This window comes from Naumannella huperziae, from assembly GCF_054073625.1.
This window is the reverse complement of the sequence record NZ_JBSXPH010000001.1, coordinates 2,998,429-3,018,958: the sequence shown is the minus strand read 5'-3', so window position 1 is coordinate 3,018,958 and position 20,530 is coordinate 2,998,429. Positions and strand designations below refer to the sequence as shown.

20 protein-coding genes and 2 pseudogenes are annotated in these 20,530 nt (G+C 71.8%); 13 read left to right on the top strand and 9 right to left on the bottom strand.

Annotation, left to right across the window (positions count from 1 at the left end; genetic code table 11):
- Positions 1-7: 7 nt before the first annotated feature.
- The gene (locus ACXDC7_RS14390) at positions 8-1,111 is read right to left on the bottom strand and encodes an ROK family transcriptional regulator (protein ID WP_459222527.1); all 1,104 of its coding nucleotides are present in this window, start codon (positions 1,109-1,111) and stop codon (positions 8-10) included.
- A 94-nt stretch (positions 1,112-1,205) separates the two neighbouring features.
- Here ACXDC7_RS14390 and ACXDC7_RS14385 point away from each other — a divergent pair, with 94 nt between their 5' ends.
- Genes ACXDC7_RS14385 through ACXDC7_RS14375 form a run of 3 tightly spaced genes read left to right on the top strand, consistent with a single transcriptional unit; the run spans position 1,206 to position 4,214 of the window.
- Positions 1,206-2,480: a YbiU family protein gene (locus ACXDC7_RS14385; RefSeq protein WP_459222526.1), complete on the top strand. Its 1,275-nt coding sequence runs from the start codon at positions 1,206-1,208 to the stop codon at positions 2,478-2,480.
- A gap of 43 nt (positions 2,481-2,523) precedes the next feature.
- Positions 2,524-3,609 carry an S-(hydroxymethyl)mycothiol dehydrogenase gene (locus ACXDC7_RS14380; RefSeq protein ID WP_459222525.1) on the top strand — a complete coding sequence of 362 codons (1,086 nt, stop codon included), beginning with the start codon at positions 2,524-2,526 and terminating at the stop codon, positions 3,607-3,609.
- Positions 3,606-4,214 (top strand): MBL fold metallo-hydrolase, encoded by a 609-nt coding sequence (locus tag ACXDC7_RS14375; RefSeq protein WP_459222524.1) that lies wholly within the window; start codon positions 3,606-3,608, stop codon positions 4,212-4,214. Before ACXDC7_RS14380 ends, ACXDC7_RS14375 begins: the two co-directional genes overlap by 4 nt.
- Before the next feature lie 2 nt (positions 4,215-4,216).
- Here ACXDC7_RS14375 and ACXDC7_RS14370 read toward each other — a convergent pair whose 3' ends face one another.
- The 4 genes and pseudogenes from ACXDC7_RS14370 to ACXDC7_RS14355 form a co-directional block, all read right to left on the bottom strand.
- Positions 4,217-4,885, bottom strand: a complete 669-nt coding sequence (locus ACXDC7_RS14370) for a prepilin peptidase (RefSeq protein WP_459222523.1) — start codon at positions 4,883-4,885, stop codon at positions 4,217-4,219.
- Positions 4,886-4,895: 10 nt separating this feature from the next.
- Complete coding sequence (locus tag ACXDC7_RS14365) at positions 4,896-5,405, bottom strand: hypothetical protein (protein WP_459222522.1); 510 nt, start codon at positions 5,403-5,405, stop codon at positions 4,896-4,898.
- Positions 5,406-5,956: 551 nt separating this feature from the next.
- Positions 5,957-6,124, bottom strand: a pseudogene (locus tag ACXDC7_RS14360) (sunset domain-containing protein); the annotation flags it as partial.
- Positions 6,125-6,412: 288 nt separating this feature from the next.
- Positions 6,413-6,682, bottom strand: a pseudogene (locus ACXDC7_RS14355) (DUF5324 family protein); the annotation flags it as partial.
- 174 nt (positions 6,683-6,856) lie between these two features.
- On the opposite strand from ACXDC7_RS14355, the gene ACXDC7_RS14350 reads away from it, so the two are divergent.
- A complete protein-coding gene (locus ACXDC7_RS14350) occupies positions 6,857-7,372 on the top strand; it encodes a peptidylprolyl isomerase (RefSeq protein ID WP_343045960.1) in 516 nt (171 codons plus the stop codon).
- A 152-nt stretch (positions 7,373-7,524) separates the two neighbouring features.
- Entirely contained in the window at positions 7,525-8,298 is a 774-nt protein-coding gene (locus ACXDC7_RS14345) for a rhomboid family intramembrane serine protease (RefSeq protein WP_459222521.1), read from the top strand.
- Positions 8,299-8,314: 16 nt separating this feature from the next.
- Here the strand turns inward: ACXDC7_RS14345 and ACXDC7_RS14340 are convergent, their stop codons facing one another.
- From ACXDC7_RS14340 to ACXDC7_RS14330, 3 genes are read right to left on the bottom strand one after another with little or no spacing between them, the layout of a single operon-like run.
- The gene (locus ACXDC7_RS14340) at positions 8,315-8,449 is read right to left on the bottom strand and encodes a hypothetical protein (RefSeq protein ID WP_459222520.1); all 135 of its coding nucleotides are present in this window, start codon (positions 8,447-8,449) and stop codon (positions 8,315-8,317) included.
- A gap of 2 nt (positions 8,450-8,451) precedes the next feature.
- Positions 8,452-8,727 carry an Lrp/AsnC family transcriptional regulator gene (locus ACXDC7_RS14335; RefSeq protein WP_179445794.1) on the bottom strand — a complete coding sequence of 92 codons (276 nt, stop codon included), beginning with the start codon at positions 8,725-8,727 and terminating at the stop codon, positions 8,452-8,454.
- A gap of 4 nt (positions 8,728-8,731) precedes the next feature.
- A complete protein-coding gene (locus tag ACXDC7_RS14330; protein ID WP_459222519.1) occupies positions 8,732-10,456 on the bottom strand; it encodes a DEDD exonuclease domain-containing protein in 1,725 nt (574 codons plus the stop codon).
- A gap of 234 nt (positions 10,457-10,690) precedes the next feature.
- Here ACXDC7_RS14330 and ACXDC7_RS14325 point away from each other — a divergent pair, with 234 nt between their 5' ends.
- Genes ACXDC7_RS14325 through ACXDC7_RS14315 form a run of 3 tightly spaced genes read left to right on the top strand, consistent with a single transcriptional unit; the run spans position 10,691 to position 14,051 of the window.
- Positions 10,691-11,821 (top strand): NlpC/P60 family protein, encoded by a 1,131-nt coding sequence (locus ACXDC7_RS14325; protein ID WP_459222518.1) that lies wholly within the window; start codon positions 10,691-10,693, stop codon positions 11,819-11,821.
- 50 nt (positions 11,822-11,871) lie between these two features.
- Positions 11,872-12,954 (top strand): hypothetical protein, encoded by a 1,083-nt coding sequence (locus ACXDC7_RS14320; RefSeq protein ID WP_459222517.1) that lies wholly within the window; start codon positions 11,872-11,874, stop codon positions 12,952-12,954.
- Complete coding sequence (locus tag ACXDC7_RS14315) at positions 12,951-14,051, top strand: glycosyltransferase family 4 protein (protein ID WP_459222516.1); 1,101 nt, start codon at positions 12,951-12,953, stop codon at positions 14,049-14,051. The genes ACXDC7_RS14320 and ACXDC7_RS14315 overlap by 4 nt, the downstream gene beginning before the upstream one ends.
- 127 nt (positions 14,052-14,178) lie before the next feature.
- On the opposite strand, the gene ACXDC7_RS14310 is transcribed toward ACXDC7_RS14315, so the two are convergent.
- Positions 14,179-14,955 carry an alpha/beta hydrolase gene (locus tag ACXDC7_RS14310; RefSeq protein WP_459222515.1) on the bottom strand — a complete coding sequence of 259 codons (777 nt, stop codon included), beginning with the start codon at positions 14,953-14,955 and terminating at the stop codon, positions 14,179-14,181.
- A gap of 62 nt (positions 14,956-15,017) precedes the next feature.
- Between ACXDC7_RS14310 and ACXDC7_RS14305 the strand changes: the two genes are divergently transcribed.
- The 5 genes from ACXDC7_RS14305 to ACXDC7_RS14285 are packed head-to-tail and all read left to right on the top strand — an operon-like array spanning position 15,018 to position 20,510.
- Positions 15,018-15,767: a 1-acyl-sn-glycerol-3-phosphate acyltransferase gene (locus tag ACXDC7_RS14305; RefSeq protein WP_179445800.1), complete on the top strand. Its 750-nt coding sequence runs from the start codon at positions 15,018-15,020 to the stop codon at positions 15,765-15,767.
- The gene (locus tag ACXDC7_RS14300; protein WP_179445801.1) at positions 15,764-16,531 is read left to right on the top strand and encodes a lysophospholipid acyltransferase family protein; all 768 of its coding nucleotides are present in this window, start codon (positions 15,764-15,766) and stop codon (positions 16,529-16,531) included. The genes ACXDC7_RS14305 and ACXDC7_RS14300 overlap by 4 nt, the downstream gene beginning before the upstream one ends.
- Before the next feature lie 47 nt (positions 16,532-16,578).
- On the top strand, positions 16,579-17,994 hold the full coding sequence (gene argG / locus ACXDC7_RS14295; protein ID WP_179445802.1) for an argininosuccinate synthase: 1,416 nt from the start codon (positions 16,579-16,581) through the stop codon (positions 17,992-17,994).
- Positions 17,995-18,051: 57 nt separating this feature from the next.
- Positions 18,052-19,467, top strand: coding sequence for a class II 3-deoxy-7-phosphoheptulonate synthase (locus ACXDC7_RS14290; protein WP_179445804.1), 1,416 nt, complete (start codon positions 18,052-18,054; stop codon positions 19,465-19,467).
- A 14-nt stretch (positions 19,468-19,481) separates the two neighbouring features.
- Positions 19,482-20,510, top strand: coding sequence for a threonine aldolase family protein (locus ACXDC7_RS14285; protein ID WP_459222514.1), 1,029 nt, complete (start codon positions 19,482-19,484; stop codon positions 20,508-20,510).
- Positions 20,511-20,530: the final 20 nt, after the last annotated feature.

Here is a 20,530-nt window from a genome sequence, read left to right as displayed (position 1 = left end):
GTTGCCGTCAGTGGGTCTCGAGAGCGGCGCGGGCACGCGCGAGGGCCGCGGTGCGCAGGCCGATCATCACCGCATCCGGGCCCAGGGCGGCCTCCCGTACCGGGGCGGGTACGCCGGCCTCGGCGGCGACCCGCGCATCCAGTGCCTCGGCGAGGCCCGTGCCGCGGCCCCACGGCCCGGTGATCAAGACCAGCCCGGGGTCGAGCAGCGCCGTGACCGCGCAGATCGCCGCGGTCAGCCCGGCGAGCAGCGGCTCGCGGCGTACCGGATCGGTGATCATCGCGCGGGCTCGGGCAACATCGATCGCCGAGGTCCCGGGCCTGGTCAGGCCGAGCGCGCCCGGCAGCTCGACCAGGCGCAGCGTCCCCTCCGGCCCGGGCACCGGCACCTGGGCCAGCTCGCCGGCCAGCCCGCGCGCGCCGCGGACGATCCGCCCGTCCATGATCAGCCCGGAACCGATGCCCGGGCCGAGATAGATCAACACCAACTCCGGCGGGCCCGGCGTCCCGGCCGCCTCGCGCTCGGCGAGCGCGGCCCAGTTCACGTCGTTGTCGAGCAGCCAGCGGCCCGGCACGTGGCGCTCCAGGATGGCCCCGGCGTCCAGATCGCCCATCAGGAACGGCGATCCGGGCAGCTCGACCAGCCGGCCGCTGCCCTGGTCGACCGGGTCGGCCGCGCCCACCGTCGCCGCCAGCACCGATCCCGGGCTGGCCGCCGTCGCCTCCGCCAGCACGCCATCGAGCGCCTCGGCCAGGGCCTTGCCGGCCACCGGCGCGCGCAGCGGGCGGGCCACCTCGGCCAGCCGCTCACCGGTCAGGTCGAGCAGTTCCGCGCGTACCCCGTCCGGCCCCGCATCGACCGCAAGCGCGCACCCGGCGTCGGCTCGTAGCGCATACCAGGTCCCGGATCGGCCGCGGCCGCCGCTGGCCGGGCCGGCCTCGGCGAGCAGCCCGCGCTCGGCGAGCCGGCGTACCGCCTGACTGATCGTCGGCTTCGAGATGCCTGTACTCGCCGCCACCTCGGCCCGGGTCAACCGGGCGTTGGCGAAGAACTCACGCAGCACCTGCCGGTCGGTCTCGGCGCGGACGAGGTCCTGCGAGGGCGTGGTCACCCCGGGAGTCTGGCAGGGGAGGCTTGCGCGGGCCAGTCGCACCGCCTATCGTTAGTTAGGAATCTTTACTAATATCGCAGGATCGAGGATGATCATGACGAGCACCACCGAGCTGCCGCACTGGGAGACCCAGCCGACCGACCTGGCCGCTGCCACTGCCGAGATCAAGCGGGCACTTCGCGAGCGCATCGAGCGCGAGTCCGGCCGCAGCGTCGAGGACGTGTTCGCCGATGTGGTCGCCCACGTCGAGGCCGAGGTCGCCGACATAGAAGCGACCCGGGCGCGCGGCGAGGAGGTCTGGCCGGTCCTGGACTTCGCCGACATCGCCGCCGGTGAGATCTCCGACGAGCAGCGCGCGCAGGTACGCCGCCGCGGCTGCGCGGTAATCCGCGGCACCTTCGACCGCGCGCAGGCCGAGCAGTGGGATCGCGACATCGTCGACTATGTCGAGGGCAACGGCTTCTTCGACGCCTACACCGGTCCCGCCGATGACTTCTTCGAGTCGGTGATGAGCAAGCCCGAGATCTACCCGATCTACTGGTCGGGGGCGCAGATGGCGGCGCGTACCCATCCGCGGATGGCCACTGCACAGGGCTTCCTGAACTCGCTGTGGACGCATGAGTCCGAGGGCCGGGTCTGGTTCGATCCCGACCGCGACTCGCTCTACCCCGACCGGATCCGCCGCCGCCCGCCGGGCACCGACTCGGGCGGCCTCGGCACCCATCTCGACCCGGGCACGCTCGACCTGTGGATGACCGCCGGCTACCAGGAGCACTTCCGCCACCTGTTCGCCGGTGATGTCGCGAGCTACGACCCGTGGGATGCCGCGTACCGCACCGAGGCCGCGCAGTATCCGGGCAGCACCATGTGCTCGGCCTTCCGCACCTTCCAGGGGTGGACCGCGCTCAGTGAGATGGGCCGCGACCAGGGCGTGTTGCACACCGTGCCGATCCCGAAGGCGATGGCGTACCTGATGTTGCGCCCGCTGCTGTCCGATGTTCCGGAGACGGAGATGGCCGGGGTACGCCCGAATCGCACTTTCCCGGTGAATCCCGAGCTGCACCCGCACCTCGTGCGCGGGCTGTCCGGGATCCCGGACGTCGCTCCCGGCGACACCGTGTGGTGGCACTGCGACATGATCCACTCCGTCGCGCCGGTCACAGACCAGCAGGGCTGGGGCAATGTCATGTACATCCCCGCCGCGCCGTGGTGTGCCAAGAATGCGGAGTACGCCGCGAGCGTCGCGCGGGCCCTGGAGACCGGCAACAGCCCGGCCGACTTCCCCGAGGAGAACTACGAGGCCGGCTGGCCCGATCGGTTCGCCGTCTCCGACCTGAACGAGATCGGTCGCCGCGGCCTCGGTCTGTGACCCCGCTCACGGGCGCGGTGTCGCGTCGGCAATAGTTGGTGCCATGCAGCAGGTGAACGGAGTCGTGGCGCGGGCCAAGGGCGAACCGGTCCGCATCGAGAAGATCAACATCCCCGATCCCGGGCCCGGTGAGGCGGTCGTTGCGATCCAGGCCTGCGGGGTGTGTCACACCGATCTGCACTATCGCGAGGGCGGCATCAACGACGAGTTCCCGTTCCTGCTGGGTCACGAGGCGGCGGGGGTCGTCGAATCGGTCGGCGAGGGCGTCGACGAGGTCGCCCCCGGCGATTTCGTCGTCCTCAACTGGCGTGCCGTCTGCGGCAGGTGTCGGGCATGCCGACGCGGCGAACCCTGGTACTGCTTCGACACCCACAATGCGTTGCAGAAGATGACCTTGACCGACGGGACCGAACTCAGCCCGGCGCTGGGTATCGGCGCCTTCGCGGACAAGACCCTGGTCGCGGCGGGGCAGTGCACCAAGGTCGATCCGAGCGCGCGTCCGGCGGCCGTCGGACTGCTCGGCTGCGGCGTGATGGCCGGGCTCGGAGCGGCGATCAACACCGGCAACGTCGGTCGTGGCAAGAGCGTGGCGGTGATCGGCGTCGGCGGCGTCGGGATGGCCGCCGTCGTCGGATCGCGGTTGGCCGGCGCGGGCCGGATCATTGCCGTGGACGTCGATGACCGGAAGCTGGAGTGGGCGAAGAATCTCGGTGCGACCGATGTGATCAACTCGTCGCGGGCCGATCCCGTGGAGGGAATCCAGGCGCTCACCGACGGGTTTGGTGCCGATGTGGTGATCGACGCGGTCGGCCGGCCGGAGACCTGGCGAGAGGCGTTCTATGCGCGTGATCTTGCCGGGACGGTGGTGCTGGTCGGCGTACCCACGCCGGAGATGAAGGTGCCCGACCTGCCCTTGATCGATTTCTTCGGCCGCGGCGGGTCGCTGAAGTCGAGCTGGTACGGCGACTGCCTGCCCGAGCGCGACTTCCCGATGCTGGTCGATCTGTACCAGCAGGGTCGCCTCGACCTGGATGCGTTCGTCACCGAGGAGATCGGGTTGGACCAGGTCGAGCAGGCGTTCGCCCGGATGCACGACGGCGACGTGCTGCGTTCGGTGGTGGTCTGGTGAGTGTGCGCGTTGATCATGGCGTCACGTCGGGCACGTTCAGCCTGGACGGGCAGACCTTCGAGGTGGACAACAACGTCTGGGTGATCGGCGACGATGCGGAGTGTGTCGTGCTCGATGCGCCGCACGACCCGGACGCGATCATGGAACTCGTCGGGGACCGCAAGCTGCGTGCGATCGTCTGCACGCACGCGCATGATGATCATGTTCGGTACGCGCCGGAGCTGCGTCGGCGTACCGGTGCGCCGATCCACCTGCATCCCGAGGACCGTCCGCTGTGGGAGCTGACCCATCCCGACGATTCCTGGGATGCCGATCTTGCCGACGGGCAGGAGATCGGGATCGGCGGGACGAACCTGCGGGTGATCCACACCCCGGGGCACGCGCCGGGCGCGGTCTGTCTGCTGCTGCCCGACACCGGCGAACTGTTCTCGGGCGACACCCTCTTCTCCGGCGGCCCGGGTGCGACCGGCCGCTCCTTCAGCGACGAGAACCTGATCGTGGAATCGATCAGGACGCGCCTGTTCGAATTGCCGGACGAGACGGTCGTGCACACCGGCCACGGACCCGACACCACGATCGGCGCCGAGCGCGCGAACGTCGGCTGAGTTCAGGACGCGGTCAGCGGAATCGCGAGCAGCGCACCCAGCCACAGGGCCGGGCCGTAGGGAAAGGCGCCTCGGCGCCCGGTCAGGCGCGCGAGGAGCCCCCAGGCGACGCCGATCAGCGAGCCGAGCAGCAGCCCCCAGAGGACGGCGCCGACGCCCAGGGTGCCGGTGACGACGCCGAGGACGGGGGCGAGCCGGACATCGCCGAAGCCGAGCGCGCCGCGCCCGACCCACCAGAACGCCAACACGAAGGCGCCCACCGCCGCCCCCGCGACGATCATCCGGAATGCGACCTCCCAACCCGCCAGCGCACCCGTCACCGGCACGGCCGCCGCCGTCGCCGCCCACAGCGGCCGGGTCAGCGCGAGCGGCAGCCAGGTCGTGCGGGCATCGATCGCGATCAGCACCAGGCCGAGCGTGGCGAACACCAGCCAGGCCGGCCACAGCGGCCAGGGCAGGAACCAGCCGATCAGACCGCCGGCGATCGCGCCGGCGGTGCCGCAGCCCAGGACCATCGGCGCGTCGGCCAGCTCGGCGTACGGCCGCTTGCCGTCGGGCTCGGCCGGCTCGAGCAGCAGCGCCGGCAACACCCGAGAGCCCGCCGCACAGGCCGCGGCCGTCGCCACGGCCAGCCCCAGCGCGGTGGGCAGGCTCGCGGCATCTCCGAACATGCCGGGCAGCCTAGGCCGCGGCTTCCGCCGGGCTGGGTTCCCACGGGTCGGCGGGCCCGGCCCAGTCCATGCCCGCCGCGTGACAGGCGGCCTGCAACAGCAGCACGCTGCGCGCGGAGACCCAGCCGGGCGGGCCGACCAGCCACAGCGCTGCCTCGTCCCGGGTGGCTCGCGCGAGAAGTGCGATCTCCGCCGCGGACCGGCCGCGCCCGGCCAGGCGCGACGCCAGATCGTGCGCCGCCCAGGCATCGCCGGACCGGGCTGTCAGCCCGTTGAGCTGCGCGGCGCGGACGCGCAGCAACCGTTCGGCGACCCGCGCGGGAATCCGCCGCACGACGCGACCCCGGCGGCCGAACAAGAGTGACCGCACGCATCGCGTCGGCACATCGGCATATAGGGCGACCGCCCGCCAGGGCAACCCGGTGGTCCCGACCAGATCGGCGAGATGCGCCCGGAACGGCGCAGCCGACACCCACTCATGCGTCCCCCGACACTCGGTGTCGCTGCGCTGTCCTGACATCTCGCCTCCTCGATCCCGGTGCCACCCGGCGGGCGGCCGCAGGAACAGTTCAGCGGGGAATCCGGGCGTACCGGCGTTCGGGAGGCACTCGGGAGACACCTGACCGCATTCGGACAACACCGGGCCCGTGTCGGACAACACCTGGGTGGGTTCGGACAACACCTCGGGCCGGGGTCCGGGGTCGAGGTCCGGTATCCGGGGTCGGGGTGGGAGGTCGGGCAGGGCCGGGCAGGTCGAGACTGGAAAGGTCGGGCCGACGGGACGCGACGCCGCATCCGCGGGCTGAATCGGCATCCGCGGGCGTTGCTCCGTTCGCGGGTGCCGGTTGGGTTCGCGGATGGGGGTGTCTGGTCGTATCCGCGGGCTGAGTCGGCAGGCGCGGGCGTTACTCGGTTCGCGGGTGCCGGTTGAGTTCGCGGATAGAGGTACGCCGCTGCAGTCGCGGACGTCACTCGGCTCGTCAGGGACCACCGAAGACGCCAGAAGACGTCAGTGGCGGGCCCCCGCAACGGGGACCCGCCACTGGCGGTGTGCGGCGTCGGGGCCGCGGGTCAGCGCTGGGCGCGGGTGAAACCTGCCCGCTGCGCCGCGTCCTCGTCGGTGAACCAGACGTCGGCGATGGTGCGCTCGTAGCCGCCGGAGTCCGGCGTGTGGTACTTCATCGACCGGGCATTGCCCTTGATCGTGTGGCCGACCGGCGGCTCGTCGCCCACGTAGCTGCCGGGGCCATAGGTGCTCGCGGCATCCGGGCCGGCCGACCCGGCCGCCGGCGCATCCTGACCGGCGGCCTCCGGCACATCGACCGGCTCGGAGAAGCTCTGGCTGGTGCTGTCGTCCTTCACCGAGAAGTCATCGCTGGGATTCCACGACGTGTTGCCGTAGGTCTCCCACTCGTCCTTGTCACCGGCCAGCTTCTTCCAGGCCAGGTAACCCAGGCCGGCCGTGAGCAGCACCAGCAGCAAAGGCAGGAAGACCTTGCGCTTGCGCTTGGGCTCGGGCAGCGACAGCTCGCCACGCAGGGCGGCCGCGGCGGCCTGGCTGCGCTTGCGGGCCTCCTCGGCGGCCGGGTGCTCCGACGCGTCCTTCAGCACCTCGTTCAACCGAGGCAGGATGTCCTTGTCCAGTCGCTCGCGCGCGGAGCCGATCGCCTCATCGATCTTGGGGGCAATCTGGTCGCGGGCCTGCTCGACGTACGGGCCGATCTTGTTCAGCGCGTCCTCGCCAGCCTTGGCGGCCGTGTGAGTGATCTCTGCGGCGGCGTTCTTTCGCTTGCTCATCGCTTCCTCCGATGGGGTTCGTCGGCCCCGGTCGGGGCGGACCCGGTCACGTTACCGCGTCCGCCGGGCACCGCAGCGGCCCACCCGGGCGCTCGTGCCAAGATGGACGGGTGCCGCACCGGGGGCCAGCCGGCCCCGACCGGTCGGCGAGCAATCGACCCGAAAGGCCCACACGTGTCCACTGCCACGCTGCACACCAACCACGGCGACATCGTCATCGAGCTGTTCGACAACCAGGCCCCGAAGACGGTGCAGAACTTCGTCGGGCTGGCCACCGGGACCAAGGAGTTCGAGCACCCGGAGACCGGGGTGCTGACCACCGACAACTACTACGACGGCACCACCTTCCACCGGATCATCGACGGGTTCATGATCCAGGGCGGCGATCCGCTCGGCACCGGCACCGGAGGCCCGGGCTATGAGTTCGACGACGAGTTCCACCCCGACCTCGCCTTCGACCGCCCCTACCTGCTGGCGATGGCCAACCGCGGACCCGGCACCAACGGATCGCAGTTCTTCATCACGGTCGGCCCGACGCCGCACCTGAACCGCAGGCACACCATCTTCGGCGAGGTGACCGATCCGGCCTCCCGCGAGGTCGTGGACAAGATCGCCAAGGTGCCGACCGGCCGCAACGACCGGCCGAACGATCCCGTGGTGATCGAGTCCGTCGAGATCGACCAGGGCTGATCTTGTCCGATCACCCGAGCGGCCCGCGTCCGGTGCCCGATCCCGATCGGGGCCCGTCGGACGATGCCCGGTTCCAACCCTGCTACCGGCACCGGGACCGGCGTACCGGAATCACCTGCCAGCGGTGCAACAAGCCGATCTGCGGTGAGTGCATGGCGCCGGCGTCGGTGGGCTTCCAGTGCCCGGAATGCGTCGGCGCCGCCAACGAGGGGGTACGCCGGCCGCGTGGCGCCGCCGCCCGCGGCAACCAGCCGCAGATGGCGCTGCCGGGAGGCTTCGGCCTGCGGCTCGGCTTCGGCGCACCGGTCGTGCTCGCGGCGGTCGTCGCCCTGTTCGGTATTGCCGACCTGATCACCGGCGGCATGTTCACCATGCTGATGGCCTGGATCAGCCAGGCCGCGGCAGCCGGCGAGGTCTGGCGGGCCATCACCTGGACGCTGGTCCCCGGCGGGTTGTTCGCGATGATCATCAACGTGCTGATGATCTTGTTGATCGGGAACGCGATCGAGGCGATGGTCGGCAGCGCGCGCACGATCGCGGTATGGGTGATCGCCGGACTGGGCGGCGTCGCGGCGCTCGCCCTGTTCGGCGGCCCGGGCGCGGCGGCGTACGGAGCGAGCGCGGCGATCTTCGGGCTGCTCGGCGCGAATGCGGTGCTGAAGTTCCGCCAGGGCATGGATGTGCGGCCCGACCTGATCCTGTTCGCATTGCTGATCGTGATGAACGTGGTGCTCGGCGGCGTCGGCGGCTCGCTGCTCGGCGTGGTCAGCCTGCTGGGCGGCATCCTCGGCGGCGCCCTGGCCGGCGCGCTGATCGGCTGGGCGCCCGGCAATGCCGCGGCACGCGGCCGCAACCAGTGGTTGCTGCTCGGTGGCGGCGCGGTCGCGCTGGCCGGACTGACGGCCGTCGGGTTGGCGCTGGCCTGATCGCCGGCGCCAGCCCTCAGCCGGGCTGCAGCGTGACCGGCTCCATCGGCTGGTCCAGGCTGAGCCAGTACAGGCCACCGGCAACCGCCAGGAAGATCAACACCGCGACGACGGCCAGCACCGCCAGCACCGGGGTGGGTACGCGCGACACGATCAGTCGCCCAGCGAGAAGGCGGCTTCCAGGTCGTGGCTGGAATAGGTCCGGAAGGCGATGTGGGTCTCGGTTCGCACGACGCCGTCGATCTTGTTCAGCCGATCGGCGACGACCGCGGCGATGTCGTCGTGGTTGCGGACCCGGACCAGCACGATCAGGTCGATCCCGCCGGTCACCGAGTAGACCTCGGTGACCCCGTCGAGGCCGGCGATCTGCTCGGCGACCTCGGGAATCCGGGCGACATCGGCGTGCACGAAGACGATCGCGGTGACCATGCCGTCACCCTAGAGCACCGAGCAGCATGGCCGGTCGCTCCGCGCGCGAGATGCCCGCATGTACCGGCCAGCTCCACTCGCCGGTGATCTCGATCAGCCGCACCCCGGGACGCTCCAGCCAGCCCGCCAGCAGCTCGGCCTCGGCGATGCTGCCCGCCGGCAGCGGCGGGGTGGTCGGCTCGGGCACGGTGGCCGCGCCGGCGACCAGCTCGTCGGCCAGGGTCAGCGGGTTCTCCGCCCGATCGGTACGCCCGGCCGCGGCGAGGCGGCCGTGGCGGATCACGTGGATGTCCCAGCCCGCCCGCGCCGGCGCCGCGGCGACCATCTGCGGACAGCGGGCCAGCGCCGCGATCCGATGCATCCGCACACTCGCCCGGCGCAGGGCGTCGAGCCGGTCGCGCAGTGCCGCGGCCTCCTCGAACCGCCGCTGGGCGATCAGCCGCTCCAGTCGCCGCGCGACGGAGCCCAGGGGAGCCCGGATGTCGGCCCGCCAGGCGATCCGGACGCGATCGACGATCGCCGCGTACCCCGCGACATCGATACTGCGATCGCACGGCGCCGCGCACCTGCCGAGCTCGGCGAGCGCGCACGCCGAACTCGGTCGGCGCGGCGACAGGCGCGCCGTGCACTGGCGGATGGGGAAGGCGTCATGCAGTGCGGCGGCAGCCGCCTGGGCGGCCTGCCGGTTCGGGAACGGGCCGAGATAGTCGCAGCCGTCGCCGCGCACGGCCTTGGTCACCGAGAGCCGGGGGAATGCCTCGCGGGTCAGTTTCAACCATGCCTCGCGCTCGGGGAACCGCGACTTGCGGTTGTAGCGCGGCCGGTGGGCGAGGATCAGCCGCAGTTCGGTCACCTCGGCCTCCAGACCCGTCGCGCACGGGGTGGCCCGGACCGCCGTGGCGAGCCGCACCATCTCCTCCATCCGGCGGCGCTTCTCGGCCGCGGTGAAGTAGCTGCGGACCCGGCGGCGAACGTTGACGGAGGTACCGACATAGAGGATCTCGACCCCGTCCGGGCCGGCGCGGCCCGGTCCCGTCCGGTCGGAGACGAAGGCATAGGTGCCCGGGCCCTCGGGCAGGCCGTCGGCGAGCACTCGCTTGCGGCGGCGCTGCGGGGAGACCTTGCGGGAGAACTCGACGAGGTCCTCGACCGTCCCGACGCCGAGATTGCCGACCCGCTCGAACAGCCCGTGCAACACGTCGACCGTGGCCCGGGCATCGGTCAGCGCCCGGTGGTCCGGCGTCGTCGGCGAGCCGAAGTGCCGGGCCAGTGTGCCGAGCCGGCAGTTGCGTACCTCTTCGCGGAGCAGGATGGTGCGCGCCAGGGCGGCGGTGTCGAGCACCGTCCAGCCGGGCCAGGGATAACCGAGCTCGGCGCAAGCGCGGCGCAGGAAGCCCGTGTCGAAGGGGGCGTTGTGCGCCACCAGCACCGTCCCGGCGGCGAACTCCAGGAAGGCCGGAAGGGACTGCGCCAGCGACGGCGCGCCCGCGGTCATCTCGTTGGTGATGCCGGTCAGCACCGTCACCGATGCCGGGATCGCGCCGACCGGCCGGACCAGCGTCTGGAACTCGCCCAGCCGCTCGCCGGCCCGGACCTTCACCGCGCCGAACTCGGTGATCGAGGCGCCCGGGCCGGAGCCGGTGGTCTCCAGGTCGACGACACAGAACGTCGCGGCCGACAGCGGGGTGCCGAGGTCGTCGAAGCTGGGCTGGGCCCGGGGGGCGGTCATGGCGGCGGACGCTACGCGCGCCCACCGACAACGGGCCGATAGCGCGCCCCTGAGGAAAAAATGAGGAAAACCTGAGGGAAACCGCGGCCAAGGTTTGCCGGAGGGCGGGCGTACCCCTATTGTTGCTGCCGTGTCGCGCGGCAGTTGCGGGCTTCCCCACCGGACCCGGCGCACAGGCTGAGATCACGTCGGCCGGTTCTCAGGAACCGGCGGTACGCCCAGGAAGGAATGCGCGTGGCAGCACGCAATCGCCGCAAGGCCGGTCTCCGGCTGTTGGGAACGATGGCCCTGACCGCCGGTCTGATCGCGGGGACCGCAGTCGCGGCACCCCTGGCGAGCGCCGATCCCGATGCGGTCGAGGCCGCGAAGAAGCGGGTCGAGGAGCTCCAGACCGAGGCCAACGCGATCGACCAGGACGCGCTGGAGGCCCAGGAGAAGCTGGACAAGGCGCGTGAGGCGCTGAAGAACCGCGAATCCGACGAGGCCGGGCAGCAGCGCAAGGTCGAGGACCTGAAGGCTCAGCTCCGGGCGCTCGCGCTGGCGCAGTACCAGGACCGCGCACTCGACCCCAGCACCCGGGTGCTGTTCAGCTCCGACGGCGACACGTTCATCAACCGGTTCGCGACCGTGCAGCACGTCACGGACAGCCAGAACGGTCTGCTGCAGGAGTTCCAGGCCCAGGAGGCGTCGCTGGCCACGATGAAGCGCGACTCCGAGGCGGATGTGAAGACCATCGCGGAGCAGGAGCGCAAGGTCTCGGATCTGCAGAAGCAGTCCAAGCAAAAGGTCGCCGACGCCGAGGCCGTGCTGAATCGGCTCACCGAGGAGGAGCGTCAGCGGCTGCAGCGCGAGGAGGAGCGCCGCCAGCAGGAAGAGGCGGCCGCGGCCAACGCCGATTCCGACAGCGATTCCGATTCCTCGTCGGGCTCGACCGGTTCGGGCTCCGGCTCGTCCGGCTCGTCGTCCAAGACCTCGTCGTCGGGCAATTCCGACCCGACCGCCGGCATCCCCGACAGCGATCGGGTGGCCAAGGTGCTCGCCACGGCCAAGGCCCAGCTCGGCAAGCCCTATGTGTACGCGGCGACCGGCCCGGACTCCTTCGACTGCTCCGGCTTCACCTCCTACGCCTTCAAGGCAGCCGGGGTCAGCCTGCCGCGCGTGTCGCGCGCGCAGGCCGGCGCCGGCAAGCGGGTCAGCCGCAGCGACCTGAAGCCGGGCGACCTCGTCTTCTACTACTCGCCGATCAGCCACGTCGCGATCTACGTCGGCAACGGCAAGATCATCCACTCGCCCCGGCCGGGCAAGACGGTCAGCTACGCACCTGTCGACCAGATGCCGTTCAACACCGCAGCCCGCGTGCTCTGAGCGCACGACCCACGCTGACTCCGGCGCTACGCCTGCTCGCCGCGGCCCTGATGGCCGCGGCGAGTCTGGTTCTTCCCGGCTGCGCCGCTCCGCCGCAGACCGCGCCGGGTGAGGACGATCCGCGCGTCCTGCTCGGCGATCTGGTCCGCGCGGCGATCAACGACGACCGCGGGCTGTGGGAGAGCCGGTCCACGCCCGGCGGGGCCGCGACCACCGACCTGCTGCGCAGCAATCTGGCCCGGCTCGATCTTCGCGGACTCGCCGCCACCGGGCGGCAACGGCCGCCCGGTCCGGGTGACCCGCGCGGTGATCGGGCGATCGAGACGACGGTGACCTGGTCGGTCGACGGCTGGTCCGGGCAGCGGGCCACGCCGCTGTGGCTGGTGGTCGAGGGCACCGGGGACGCGGCGCGACTCGCCGGAATCGGGGCCGCGACGACCGGTGCGGAGCTGCCGGTCTGGGCGCTCGAGCCCGTCGAACCTCGCGCTGCCGGTGACGTCGCGGTGCTCGCCGCCGACGACCCGGCCCCCTGGCTGGCGGCCGCCGGGCGGTCGGGTGGGGAGTTGTTGATCATCGTGCCGCGCAATGCCGACGGCTTCGCCCGGCTGACCGGCGGGTCCGGGCGTACCGGAACTGCGGCTCTGACCCGGTCCGGATCCGATGACCGCGGAGAGATCATCGTCAACCCTGCGGTCGGCCGGCTGACCCCCGAAGGCCGGGGGGTGCTGATCGCGCACGAAGCGGTGCACGTGGAGACCGCCAGTTGGGCGACGGATGCGCCGCTGTGGGTCGAGGAGGGGTACGCCGAGTGGCGCGCCCAGCAGGCCTGGCCCGAGGCCGTCGGCGAGATGGACGCGATCCTGGCCGACGGATTGCGCGGGCGGGTGCCGAGCGGAGTGCCGACCGACGCCGAGTTCGGCTCGGGCGGCACCGGATACGGCCGGGCCCTGCTTGCCTGGCGGGTGATCGCCGGCGGGGGGCCCGAAGCGGTCCCACGGGCGGAGCGGGCGTATGCCGAGCTGGCCGCCGGCGAGCCGCCGGAGCGAGTGCTGACCGGCCTCGGACTGTCCGAGCGCGAGCTGGCCGCGGAGATCGACCGGCGGATCGCGGAGCTGCGCGGCGGCGCCCGGTGACCACGCTGGTGATCACCAACGATTTCGGTCCGCGGATCGGCGGGATCGAGACCTTCAATGCCGCGGTGTGCGACTGGCTGGGCGAGGTGATCGTGCTGACGGCGCGGCAGCCGGGCAGCGCGGCCCACGACGCCGAGCTGGCGTACCCCGTCGAACGCATACCCGGTCCGCGGTTGTCCGGCGGGGGGCGGTGCCGGCAGCCGACCCTGCTGCCCGGTCGCGCGGTGGCCGGGGCCGCCGCCGAACTGATCCGGCGGCGGGCAATCGAGCGCGTGGTGATCAGTGCCGCCGCACCCCTCGGGTTACTGGCGCCCGCGCTCCGGCGGGCCGGTGCACGGCGGATCGTCGCATTGAGCCACGGGCACGAGGCGTGGTGGGCGCGGCTGCCCGGCACCCGCCACGCGCTGCGCCGGATCGTCGCCGGGGTGGACGCGTTCGGGGTGATCAGTTCCTGGACCCGCGAGGCGATCGCCGCGGTGCTGCCGCCGGCCGGGCGGGCAAAGGTGATCATGGTGCCCCCGCCGGTTGCACCGGAGTTCTTCGCGATCGACCGCCGGCCGGCGACGACGGTGCGCTGCCTGGCGGCCGGCAGATTCGTGGCTCAGAAGGGCTTCGGGACGCTGCTCGATGCGTGGCGGCTGCTCGGTGATCATGCTCCGCCGCTGACGATCGCGGGGTCGGGCCCGCTGGATCATCGGCTGCGGCGGCGCGCGGGGGAGCGGGTGGCCTTCGCCGGTGCGGTGGACCGGGGACGGATGCCGGCCCTCCTGGCCGAGCATGATCTTTTCCTGGCTCCGGTACGCCGTGCCGCCGCCGGGCTGGTGCAGGAGGGGTTCGGCCTCGCGCTCGCGGAGGCGGCCGCGGCAGGCATGGCGGTGATCGGCACACGCACGGGGGGCGTACCCGACATCGTCGAACACGGGCGCACGGGCTGGCTGGTCGAACCGGGCGACCCCCGCGCGCTGGCGCGGATGATCACCGAGGTCTGCTCCGCGCCGGACGCATTGATCGCCGCGGGGCATCGGGGCAGGACGCATGCCCGCAGGTTCGACGGCGCCGCCCAACGGCAGGAGCTGCTCGGCGCGCTGGCCGGTTGATCACCGGACTGGTCGATCACTCCGCGAACCGCATGTCCGCGGCCTGTTCGCGGTAGGCCCCCAGCGTCTCCAGGTCGCGGCCCGCCCCGGCCGCTGACCGTGGCGTGACCGGCCGGGCGCGGGGCGCTCAGCCCGCGTGCCGGCGGATGAAGTCGGCGGACTCGGTGAAGATCGTCTCGGCGTCGTGGTCCAGCGTCGCGACGTGCCAACTGCGGTGCAGCACCCGTTCCGTCGCCTCGGGTGAGGAAATCTTCTGCATGATCATCCGGGCCGAACTCGGATCGACGACATGGTCGGTACGCGAGCGGAACAGCAGCACCGGCTGGTCGACCAGCGGCAGGTCGGCGCGGACCACCCGCCACAGCCGCATCATCGCGGCGACCCCGTTCAGGGGGGTCCGCGAGTAGGCGTTCTCGTCCTGGCCCGGCATCGCGATGTCGTTGGCGATCCCGGGCATCGAGGCCAGCACCCGCCGCAGCAGCGGCAGGGCCAGCAGGCGACGGTCGGCCGAGCGTACCGCCGGATTGACCAGCACCACCCCGCCGATCTCCGAACCGCGCAACTGAGCCAGCCGCAGCGCGAGCGCGCCGCCCATCGACAGGCCCGCCACGAACAGGGTGCGGGTGCGGGCGGCGAGCTCGGTGGCGGCCTCGTCGACCGCGGCGTACCACCGCGTCCACGGCACCGTGTTCAGGTCCTGCCAGGTCGTCCCGTGCCCGGGCAGCAGCGGGACCGAGGTGGCGAAACCCTCGGCGCGCAGATGCTCGGCCCACGGCTCCATCGACGTCGGCGACCCGGTGAAGCCGTGGCACAACACGACCCCGACCGGCCTGTCGTCGGCGGCATCGTCGGGCATCGAGGTCTGGGTGGAGACCGACGACTCCGGCGACAACAGGGCATTCACACGCCGCATGCTAGCCAGCGCGGACCGCTCGCGGCGGCAAGCGCGCGGGGTAGCATGCCGCCGTGGTCTACTGGCTGCTCAAGCACCTTGTGTTCGTGCCCGTGCTGCGGGTCCTGTGGCGGCCGTGGGCCGACGGGCTGGAGAACGTGCCGCGCCGTGGCGGCGCGGTGCTGGCCAGCAACCACATCGGCGCCGCCGAGACGATCCTCATTCCGCTGATGGCACCGCGCCGGCTGACCTTCCCGGCCAAGGCCGAGCTGTTCCAGGGCAGGACGCTCCCGCAGCGGGTGGTCGCCGCCTTCCTCCGGGCGGTCGGGCAGGTGCCGATGGATCGCTCGGGCGGGCGCGCCAGCGCGGCGGCCATGGGCGAGGTGACGGACGTGCTGCGCTCGGGCAACCTGTTGGCGATCTTCCCCGAGGGCACCCGGTCACCGGACGGGCGGCTCTACAAGGGCCGCACCGGCGTGGCGCGGCTGGCGCTGTCGGCCGGGGTCCCGGTGATCCCGGTCGCGGTGAGCAACACCGAGGGCGTCCGCGGCCCGCTCGGGATGCCGATGGTGAACCGGCCCGGCGTGGTGTTCGGCGAGCCGATGGATTTCTCCGCCTGGCACGACCGGTCGACCGATCGCAATGTGCTGCGCTTCGTCACCGACGAGATCATGAACGGCATCATGGAGCTGTCGGGCCAGGACTATGTCGATGTCTACGGCAGCAGCGTGAAGTCGGGCCAGTACGACGAGGCCGAGCTGGCCGAGCGGCGCCTGCCCCGGCCCGGCTTCGGGCGTACCCCGCCCGCCGTGGAGTCCCGATGAGCGACCCGGACGCCGCAGACGCGAACCGGCCGCGCAACGAACTGGTCCCGGCCGGGGGCGACGTCGACGACGGTACGCGCGGCGGTGCCGCGTACTGGCTGTTGAAGTCGACGCTGAGCCCCGTGGTGAAGGCGATCTTCCGGCCGAAGGTCGAGGGGCTGGAACATGTGCCGGTCGACGGCCCGGCGATCATCGCCAGCAATCACCTCTCGGTGGCGGACTGGCTGTTCACGCCGATCGCGTTGAAGCGGCGAATCACCTATGTGGCGAAGTCGGACTACTTCACCGGGTCTGGGCTCAAGGGGTTCCTGCAACGCGGGTTCTTCTCCGGCACCGGGCAGGTGCCGATCGATCGGTCCGGCGGCCGGGCGAGCGAGGCGGCGCTGGCCGCCGGCGCGCAGGTGCTGCGCCGCGGCGAGCTGTTCGGGATCTTTCCCGAAGGTACGCGGTCCCCGGACGGCAGGCTGTACAAGGGCCGCACCGGCATCGCCCGGCTCGCTCTGACGACGGGCGCGCCGGTGGTGCCCGCGGGGGTGATCGGCACGGACAAGATCGCGCCCAAGGACCGCCACTTCGGCAAGGTCCACTCCCCGACGGTGCGCTTCGGCCCGCCGCTGGACCTGACCGCGTTCGTCGGCAGGGCACACGACCGCGGTGCGCTGCGGGCCGCCACCGATCAGGTGATGCAGGCGATCCGGGCGCTGACCGGGCAGGTCTATGTGGACGAGTACGCCCCGCGTACCTTCATCGAGCCGGCGAGCTGACCGCATACTTATTCGACTTCTGGAAAACTTATGCGTACGCTCGGGGCATGCCCAAGGTCCTGAGTTCCCTGCCCGTCGGCGAACGCGTCGGCATCGCCTTCTCCGGCGGCCTCGACACCTCCGTCGCCGTCGCCTGGATGCGCGAGAAGGGCGCGGTGCCGTGCACCTACACCGCCGACCTCGGCCAGGCCGACGAGCCCGACATCGCCTCGGTCCCGGACCGCGCGGGGGAGTACGGCGCCGAGCTGGCGCGGCTGGTCGACTGCCGGCAGGCGCTGGTCGAGGAGGGGCTGGTCGCGCTCCAGTGCGGCGCCTTCCACATCCGCACGGCCGGGCGTACCTACTTCAACACCACCCCGCTCGGCCGCGCGGTCACCGGCGTGCTGCTGGTCCGCGCGATGAAGGACGACGGGGTGGAGATCTGGGGCGACGGCTCCACCTACAAGGGCAACGACATCGAGCGGTTCTACCGCTACGGCCTGCTCGCCAACCCGAACCTGCGCATCTACAAGCCGTGGCTGGATGCCGACTTCGTCGCCGAGCTGGGCGGTCGGAGCGAGATGTCGCAGTGGCTCACCGAGCGCGGTCTGCCGTACCGGGCGTCAGCCGAGAAGGCGTACTCCACCGATGCCAACATCTGGGGTGCCACGCACGAGGCCAAGCGGCTGGAGCACCTGGACACCGGCGCCGAGATCGTCGATCCGATCATGGGCGTCGCGTCGTGGAACGACGAGATCGAGATCAAGCCCGAGGAGGTCACCCTCGCCTTCGAGCAGGGCCGGCCGGTCGCGATCAACGGGCAGGGCTTCGCCTCCGCGGTCGACCTGGTTCTGGAGGCCAATGCGATCGGCGGGCGGCACGGGCTCGGGATCTCAGACCAGATCGAGAACCGGATCATCGAGGCCAAGAGCCGCGGCATCTACGAGGCGCCCGGGATGGCGCTGCTGCACATCGCCTACGAGCGGCTGCTGACCGGCATCCACAACGAGGACACGCTCAGCGCCTATCACGCCGAGGGTCGCCGGCTGGGCCGGCTGATGTATGAGGGCCGCTGGCTCGACCCGCAGTCGCTGATGCTGCGCGAGTCGCTGCAGCGCTGGGTCGGCTCGGCGGTCACCGGCACGGTGACGCTGCGCCTGCGCCGCGGCGAGGACTACTCGATCCTCGACACCACCGGCCCCGGCCTGAGCTACCACCCGGACAAGCTGTCGATGGAGCGGGTCGCCGATGCCGCCTTCGGCCCGACCGAGCGGATCGGCCAGCTCACCATGCGCAATCTCGACATCGCCGATTCCCGCGCCCGGTTGGAGCAGTACGCCCTGCGCGGCATCGTCGGTGGCGCCACCGCCGACCTGGTCGGGGATCTGACTCCCGGGGGTGCCCGGGCCATCGCCGGTGGCGTCGGCCCCGACGACGACGCCGAGGCGCTGGACCGGGCGGCGATGGAATCGGGCACCGACTGAGCCGGTGTGGCTGAGACGATTTTCCGCCCCGGCGGCGGCACGAACTAGGCTGGACCCATGCCCGAAGCCTTTCCGTCGCTGGCCGACCTGCATGCACGCAACCCGTTGCACCAGGCGGCCTATCCCGACGCCTCGGCCGTGACCGAGGTCGTCAAGGAGCTGGAGCAGCGGCCGCCGCTGGTGTTCGCCGGCGAGTGCGACGATCTGCGCGGCAAGCTGGCCCAGGTCGCGCGGCGCGAGGGCTTCGTGCTGCAGGGCGGCGACTGCGCCGAGACCTTCGCCGGCGTCACCGCCGCCAACATCCAGGGCAAGCTGCGGGTGCTGTTGGCGATGGCGGTGGTGCTGACCTACGCCGCCCAGGTGCCGGTGGTCAAGATCGGCCGGCTGGCGGGGCAGTACGCCAAGCCGCGCTCCAAGGACACCGAGACCCGCGGCGGCGTGACGCTGCCGGTCTACAAGGGCGACGCGGTGAACGGCTTCGCGTTCACCCCCGAGGCGCGGACCCCGGACCCGCGCCGGCTGCTGGAGGTCTACAACGCCTCGGCCGCCACCTTGAACCTGACCCGCGCCTTCGTCACCGGCGGATTCGCCCACCTCGCGCAGGTGCATTCCTGGAACGCCGACTGGGTGAAGAGCTCGCCCGTCGGCAAGCAGTGGGAGCAACTGGCCGACGAGATCGACCGCGCGCTGGCGTTCATGGTCGCCTGCGGGCTGGACGACGACGCCATGCGCAGCGTCGACCTGTTCGCCTCCCACGAGGCGCTGCTGTTGGAGTACGAGCACGCGCTGACCCGGGTCGACTCGCGTACCCAGCGCCCCTACAACGTGTCCGGCCACTTCGTCTGGATCGGCGAGCGGACCCGGCAGCTCGACGGCGCGCACGTCGAGATGCTGCGCCACGTCCGCAACCCGATCGGCATCAAGCTCGGCCCGACCACGACCGCCGCGGATGCGCTGGCGCTGGCCGACCGGCTCGATCCCGATCACGAGCCCGGCCGAATCAGCTTCATCACCCGGATGGGCGCGAAGAAGATCCGCGACCTGCTGCCGGACGTGATCGAAGGCGTGAGCGCGAGCGGCCGCGAAGTGGTGTGGATCTGCGATCCCATGCACGGCAACACCTTCGAGGCGGCCAACGGCTACAAGACCCGCGCCTTCGGCGACGTGATGGACGAGGTCAACGGCTTCTTCGACGTCCATGATCAACTCGGCACCTGGCCCGGCGGCATCCATGTCGAGCTGACCGGAGACGACGTCACCGAGTGTGTCGGCGGCGCCGATGATCTTGCCGAGGGTGATCTCGGCAATCGGTACGAGTCGTTGTGCGACCCGCGGCTGAATCGCAACCAGTCCCTGGAGCTGGCCTTCCTGGTCTCCCAGCGGCTCACCGACGGCCGGGTCCGGCGCGGGCTGCGCGACCTCGAACAGTCGGGCAACGAGCTCGCCCCCGCGCGGGCCGACCTGCCCGCGTGAGCGCGGGAGAGACGATGAGTCCGGTCGACCTGCGCTCGGACACCCTGACCCGGCCGAGTCCCGGGATGATCGCGGCCATGGCGTCGGCCGAGGTCGGCGACGACGTCTACGGCGAGGATCCGACGCTGAACGCCCTGGAGGAGCGGGTCGCGGACCTGTTCGGGCACGAGGCGGCGCTGTTCTGCCCGACCGGTTCGATGACCAACATGCTCGGCGTCGCCGTGCTCGTGCCGCGCGGCATGGAGGTTCTGTGCGACGCCCGGGCGCACATCGCGCGGGCCGAGCTGGGCGGGCACGCCGCCTGGTTCGGGGTGACCATGCGGACCTGGTTCACGCCGGACGGTACGCCACCCGCCGACGTGCTCGCGGAGCTGGCCAGCCCCGACGCGGGCCCCTATCTGGTCTCGACCGCGGCGATCGCCCTGGAGAACACCCACAACTTCTCCGGCGGCCGGATCCAGCCGCTGGCCGAGCTGGTCCGGGTACGCCGGTTCTGCGAACCCCTGGGCATCGCCACCCATCTGGACGGGGCACGGCTGTGGAACGCGCACGCGGCGACCGGCGTACCGCTGGCCGACTACGGTGCGCTCTTCGACACGGTCAGCGTGTGTTTCTCCAAGGGGCTGGGGGCGCCGGTTGGCTCCGTGCTGGTCGCCTCGGCCGACCGGATCGCCGAGGCCAGGGTGCTCCGCAAGCGGCTGGGCGGCGGGATGCGTCAGGCCGGGGTGCTGGCGGCCGCGTGCGACTACGCGCTCGATCACGAGCTGCCCCGGCTGGCCGAGGACCACGAGTCGGCGCGGCGGTTCGCCGCGGCGATCGCCGAGCGGGCACCGCAGGCGGTCGACCTGGCCACCGTGCAGACCAATCTGGTCCGGATCGACACCGGCGAGCGCAAGGCCGGCGAACTCGCCGAGCGCGCCCGCGACGCCGGCGTCCTGATCAGCGCGATGGGTCCGTCCGTGCTGCGCGCCGTCACCCACCGCGACGTGTCCGCCGCCGACTGCGAACGCGCCGGGCGACTGGTCGGCGACCTGCTCGCCTGAGCCCGGGTGGCCCGCAGGCC